Annotated in this window: 6 protein-coding genes; 1 reads left to right on the top strand and 5 read right to left on the bottom strand. The window is 44.6% G+C overall.

The window, feature by feature from the left end:
* Nucleotides 1-171 precede the first annotated feature (171 nt).
* The gene (locus tag WC647_18600; GenBank protein ID MFA6224315.1) at nucleotides 172-381 is read left to right on the top strand and encodes a hypothetical protein; all 210 of its coding nucleotides are present in this window, start codon (nucleotides 172-174) and stop codon (nucleotides 379-381) included.
* Nucleotides 382-590: 209 nt separating this feature from the next.
* Here the strand turns inward: WC647_18600 and WC647_18595 are convergent, their stop codons facing one another.
* The 5 genes from WC647_18595 to WC647_18575 all read right to left on the bottom strand — a co-directional run bounded on the left by WC647_18595 (nucleotide 591) and on the right by WC647_18575 (nucleotide 6,140).
* Nucleotides 591-1,370, bottom strand: coding sequence for a glycosyltransferase family 2 protein (locus WC647_18595; protein ID MFA6224314.1), 780 nt, complete (start codon nucleotides 1,368-1,370; stop codon nucleotides 591-593).
* Between the two features lie 46 nt (nucleotides 1,371-1,416).
* A complete protein-coding gene (locus WC647_18590) occupies nucleotides 1,417-2,958 on the bottom strand; it encodes a hypothetical protein (protein MFA6224313.1) in 1,542 nt (513 codons plus the stop codon).
* A gap of 402 nt (nucleotides 2,959-3,360) precedes the next feature.
* Nucleotides 3,361-4,050, bottom strand: coding sequence for a glycosyltransferase family 2 protein (locus tag WC647_18585; protein MFA6224312.1), 690 nt, complete (start codon nucleotides 4,048-4,050; stop codon nucleotides 3,361-3,363).
* A gap of 47 nt (nucleotides 4,051-4,097) precedes the next feature.
* The gene (locus WC647_18580) at nucleotides 4,098-4,826 is read right to left on the bottom strand and encodes an SGNH/GDSL hydrolase family protein (GenBank protein MFA6224311.1); all 729 of its coding nucleotides are present in this window, start codon (nucleotides 4,824-4,826) and stop codon (nucleotides 4,098-4,100) included.
* A gap of 399 nt (nucleotides 4,827-5,225) precedes the next feature.
* Nucleotides 5,226-6,140, bottom strand: coding sequence for a hypothetical protein (locus WC647_18575; GenBank protein MFA6224310.1), 915 nt, complete (start codon nucleotides 6,138-6,140; stop codon nucleotides 5,226-5,228).
* Between the last annotated feature and the right edge of the window lie 18 nt (nucleotides 6,141-6,158).

Raw genomic sequence — 6,158 nt, 5'->3', positions numbered from 1 at the left:
CTGTCCCGTGATTCTTTCTACTTCCTTTAGCCATTTTTACTGCTCCTTCTGTTTTGATTAATTTAGAGCAGCTCTTGCACCTAAGCCAATGTCCTTTTTTCCTGGACCATTACTGGGGACGATGTTTTTTATTGGAAGGACGCACAGGGCTACGAGGTCGATTTTGTCGCAATGAAACAGGGGAAAATTAAGGATATCCTCCAGGTTTCCTTTGATGTATCAGAGGCAAAAACGAAGCATCGAGAGGTCAGAGCCCTTCTTCGTGCCCTGGTCTTTTTCAATCTGAAGGAAGGGTTGATAGTCACCGAAGACCTGGAGGCGGAAGAAACCATAAATGGCTGCCTGATCCGCTATGTCCCTATCTGGAAGTTTCTGCTGTAGGGTATATTCACAGTGGGAGCGGCCTCCGTGCCGCTCATTATGTCATTTTGCCCCCTGATAGAAATAAATCCAATCCTCATGAGCCCCGTAGGGGCAGGCACAGAACAGCCTACGCCGTCGCCGTGGGAACTAGGGTATTCGCTCGCCAGAAATGACAACACCCCAATCCCAATACACCAGGTTTTACCCGAGGTGATATGGCCAAAGTTTCAGGCGCAACATCTCTTATTTGGGAATAGATACTGCCCAATTTTCGACAACGGTTTGAGGATTAAAGTCCATGGCCTGGGTTTGAGTCCGTTTACATCCCACGCTTTCCTGTCGAACCTGTTTGCGATCAAGCGTTGTTTTAGGCTGAAGTTGCTTTTGCCACCAATTCTCATTTTGACCAGGACGTCTGGAATGTATCGGGCCTTTATCTGGTACTTTAAAAGGTAACGTAACATGAATTCGTAATCCGCAGCGCTTGAAAAATCCAGCCTGTAATAACCGTATTTTGCCAACAGTTCTCGTCTCAAAAAAAAGGTTGGATGCGGCGGCATCCAACCGGAATAAAATCTCTCTTTCCGAAAGCTTTTCGCTTTCCAATATCTTTTTACATTACTCGTATCTGATTGATCTACATATACTAGATCTCCGTAACAGGCTCCAACTTCGGGATCCAGAAATACGTTGAGAACTTTTTCGAGTACCTTGTCGTGAGCGTAATAGTCATCGGCGTTTAGGATTCCAACAAAGTCGCCATCCGCCAACGCCAGGCCTTTATTCATTGCGTCATACTCAGAGTTGTCAGATTCTGAGACAATTATTGAGTCGGGAGAGGAGACTTGTCTGATCAGTTCCAGTGACCCGTCTCTGGAAACGCCGTCAATAATAATATGTTGAGCGCGAACTGTCTGTTGCTGAATGCTTTCGATACAGACCCTTATCGTGTCAAAATTATTGAGGGATGGTGTGACAACACTAATCTTTGGAGTTGAATTCTGCATGTTCAGGTGAATTGAATCCGCCGGGATCCATATCCAGTAGAATCCGTCATTTTACAACGTCCTCTCGTTTCTTCACGGTGAATCCTGACTCAATCCTGCCCGCCACCCTTAGCCTAAGATTCGGATTAAGAGTCACCGTGGATGGAAGCATGGGCGAGTCCCAACATTGCCCTTCAGGATCCAACGCCCTATAAACAACCAGGCCCGAAAGCGTGCTTTTCGGAACCATTTGACAAGTTTTGATATCGTGAAATCCACTAACCGAAATTCCAAATACCTTTTTATGAACAGAGGGGTTCTTTTTTTCCGTGTTTCTTGTCGCTGCATGTATAGAGTCAGGAGTTTCAGCTTTGTCGGATATTTGCGGTTCAGATTGACCCTGCCCATTAGCGACGGAATCGTCAGCTCTGGCGTATACCGCATCAATTGAGGGCCTGACAAAGAAGTATGTTGAAATTAATAAAAAAGCGACGACGACCAGGATAAAGGCACGCCGAATCAACAGGCGATGAAGATATGAAAGCAAAACCACAGCGGAGCCTATAAAGAGCGACCAGAAAAGCCCCTGAGCAAAGCGCGGGTCAGGCGCTGTAAAAAACCAGAACACAATACCAAGCGTAGCAGGGATCAGCAAAACCAATTCAAAAAGGCTCGGCAAAGGCTTGTTATGGGACCGGGCATAAATAAAGATGGCGAAAAAGACAGCCATTGCCACGATTGCGGATATTGTCGGGTACATGACATCTTCAACCTTGGGAATCATACGATCAAACCATGGTCCAAACCAGCGCCAATTGCCAAGGACCTCTCTATAATCCACACCGGGCGCTCTACCCCAACTGTATATCCAGTTTGCCTCATTCTTTGCGACTTCTACTGGCACAGCCCAATCCACAGGCATGGCCCCTATAGTTGATGGGTACACAGGGTATCCGGATAAAATGTAACCTCTCGCCATCCAAACAATGACTATAGCGCTACAAATAAAAGAAAGCCGTACGATTTTATTCAACAGCGAGGATCTGGAAGGCGAAAACAGTAACAGGCAGATAAAACAAATAGTTGCAATTACCAACGAAGAAACAAGATTGTTGAGTTTGATCGTTATAGCCGCGATTGCGATAATGATCAGGACCATCGCTGGGCCATCACGCCATCTTCCCGTGTTGACGTCATGAACCACCTGGACAAGCATCATGAAAATATAGAGTTGGATAAGCGCTGACGCTAAATCCGGTGTTGGCGAATCCAGTCCTACGTTAGATCTGATGGCTAAGTGGGCCAGAACTGGAAGAACAAGTAAATATGGCAAATAGACCAGGGGATCTAACTTCCTGAAGTCTATCGATCGCCATGAAACAGCAAACAATTGCCAGACCACTTGCGAAAAGATCAGCAAAAAAAGAAAACTGTTAGCTATGCTCCTACTGTAGGGGAAATACGGAAAGAAATTTAAGGATGCGGCGTAAGTGAAAAAAGACTGGTTAAAAGCCAATCTACCGTGAAGATTACCGAGGCCGGGGATGATCGGATACGAATTAATCCATCGGATGGTATTGAAGTGATATAGCCCCGAGTCGTAGTTCATGGGAGGTAGCATCGAGCGAGAAGCGACCCATGACGCAAAAAATAGAATTGTCAATGTGTATAACAATGTATTGAAGCTAAACGTAGTTTTTCGATCTTGAACCGCCGTCAGGAGAACAGGAAGAGATGAGACTAAACCTAACCCGTAAACGAGTGCGCTGACCTTCCAATCGATAGGAACAAGGAGATGAATTGCCTGCAAGACAACCATGACGAGGACAAAGCCAAGCCACGTGATCGTGAAAACTGATTTAATTGCACGCTCATTTAGGTTTAGTGTGGCTAGTCCAAGACGCCCCCAACCATAGAAAGCTGCGAAGATCCCCGCATACAAAAACAAAATGGATGCCAGATCAACGATATGTCTCTTTAATAAAAACATGGAATTAGAAGAAGATGAACATCAGTGGTGAACATTATACTTTAAAATACAGCACAGGGCCCTTACCCCGTCTTTCCAGCCTATCTTTTTACCTTCCGTGTAGGTCCGCCCCGAATATGAAATGCCCACTTCGTAAATCGGGCATCCAATCCGGGCGATTTTGGCTGTCACCTCAGGCTCAAAACCGAAACGATCCTCCTGAATATTGATTTGTTCTATCACTTCTCGTCGGAATACTTTGTAGCATGTCTCCATGTCCGTCAAATTGAGATTCGTGAACATGTTGGAAATCAGAGTTAGAAACCGGTTCCCTACATCGTGCCAAAAGTACAGAACCCTGTGGGCGTCTCCGCCCATAAACCGTGACCCATACACTACATCCGCCTTGCCTTCCAAGATAGGTTTCACAAGTTTGGGATAATCTTGAGGATCGTATTCCAGGTCGGCGTCCTGGATGATTACTATGTCGCCTGAAACTTCAGCTAACCCTGATCTCAATGCGGTGCCTTTGCCAAGGTTCTTGTCATGAAAAATTGTCCTATCGACAAGTGGAGCCAAAGGTTCTTTCAATAGATTTCTTGTTCCATCCGTTGAAAAATCATCCACTACGATAATTTCTTTAGTTTCTAAGGGGGATTCACGAACTCTGAGTAGTATTTTGGAGATCGTCTGGAACTCGTTGAAGCATGGGATAACAATTGAATATTTCATTTGAAGTTAGAAAATCGAAAACGGTCTTTTCAATCTAGACATTTCATTTATTTGCAATTCCTAATGAATTCTGCAAGATACTGTCCCACAATCCGATGACCTTTTGTTGAATAATGACAAGCGTCGACGTACAATTCTTTGATGTCTGATCTATTTTGAAACAGCTCTTCAACAAATACCGTGCACTCTTTGGGGAGACGCTCTGAAACTAATTTCAGCTCATTTTTGTCGGGTTCGGCTAACTTTCCATGGCCAACTGACTGGCATGGAGACCAAAAGAAATAAACAGGCACGCCGCTGTCCTGACAAATTGCTTGAACTCTTTCAAGGGCAGATATGTTTATGTCAAGAGCACGATCGGCATTGAAAGCTGCGGTCGATTTCCAACGGCTCGCTAACATCCCAAAACAAGCCCAAACAGCGTGTCTAAAGCATTCCTCTAGCGCATATCCACTTGAGTTGGACCAAAACGGAACGATGTAGAAATTGGCAAAGTCACGATACAGATCACCCCACGGCAAATAAACTATTACTAAATCTGCATCAAAAAGCCCTTTACTCTCGACATATCGCAAAACATTTTGGGGACCATAGGCATTTACACCGGCGTTAAGAATTTCCCAATTTTCGTTGTCCCGCTGCAGGTTCACTTGAGCGACAGAACAAAAGATGTCCTCTTGGTCGATATAACTGCCACCGTAGGGTACTGAGTCTCCTAACACCAATACCCGAAAAGTTCCCTCAATTTTGCTGCGGGGTATTTCAGTACTTCTCATCCCCAAACTATTTATGAAAACCCGGGAGCCTCCAATTCGGCCAACATCTTGATTTGATTTTATGCAATATCCGATTTGCGGATCGAAAACATAGAGGGGTGGGGTACCATATCCCTTGTTTCTTAAAAAAATCTCAATCGAAACCGTCAAAATTATGATTGAAATCATAATAATTATGGAGAAGTATATATAGCGTCCCAACTTTTTGCCTTCAGTTATCGTTTGCGCTTATGCAAAGCGAGCCGATCCGCATAGAAGAGTTCTTCCTACCATGAGCATGGATGGTTTGTCTCTGAACACTCTCAACACAGTCACTCAGAGTGCCAACGTTATTCAGGACTGCCGTTATGACGCTTATTTTTTTATTTAAAGACATCATTCGAATCCCGTCTTTTCAATCTAGGGTCCTTGCTTTCTAATTGGTTTTTCCCTGCGCACGAAGATATAATCGCCAAGCAAAAGGCCCAGCGACAGTCTTAGAATGCTTTTGATTCGTGCGAGAGTTGAATAAATTGGGTTGTCATTCAACTCCCTGATACCTTGTTTCAAACCTTGATTTGTGTGATTGGCAAGGCCTGATTCTGCTTCGATCAAGGATTTGATATATGGCCTAAAGAGGGTATTCCGTAGCAAAGACGAGCTTTTTGCGTGATACAAAGATAATCCGGTAGTATAAAGATTTGGGATAACTTCCTTGGTTCTGTGAAAATGGAAAAATACCAAGGGTTGATCGTCCACTAAAACCTTTTCAAAAGCGGGTGAAAGTCTGTAGTTATCGACATTCCAAGGCGCCAAGTTTGCGCCCTTGTGCTCAATTACCTTTACGCCCTTAAACCTGGTCGGCCAATCATCCAGGTACTTCTGATCGGCATAGCGACCGTCTTCTGTTCGGTCGTAACACCATTCAATACAGCGATCTCTCCACCAGTTCAAGCAGTTAATACCGTTGTCATCTCTGCGAAATGTCAGCCAGCCAACATTATATATTCCGTGTAGTTCGAGACGCTTCAGCTTTGGTGGAAATCGATGGCCGATTATACCTACCGAGGCATTATCCATTTCTTGGAAAACAGACTCAGGACTCTGAAAAAAGAACAGGTCAGCATCCAGGTAAGTAATGAGATCTACCTCGGGCCAGTTGTTCAGAATAAATAAGGGTAGGGATGGAGTGCAGGTGAAATAGTACTCAATTCTGGATCGATTAGTTTTGGCAATCTTCAATGCCTCGTCGTTTCTCTCAAAGACTTCAAGAGAGATCGGATTGATCCCTGGCAGTTCGAGATTCCGTAAAATCCTGTAAGCTTCGTCGTCCATGCACAGCACCCAGAGTTT

The organism is Desulfomonilaceae bacterium (genome assembly GCA_041662605.1).
Lineage (GTDB): Bacteria > Desulfobacterota > Desulfomonilia > Desulfomonilales > Desulfomonilaceae > CAJBEZ01.
This window is presented reverse-complemented; position numbering and strand designations above follow the sequence as displayed.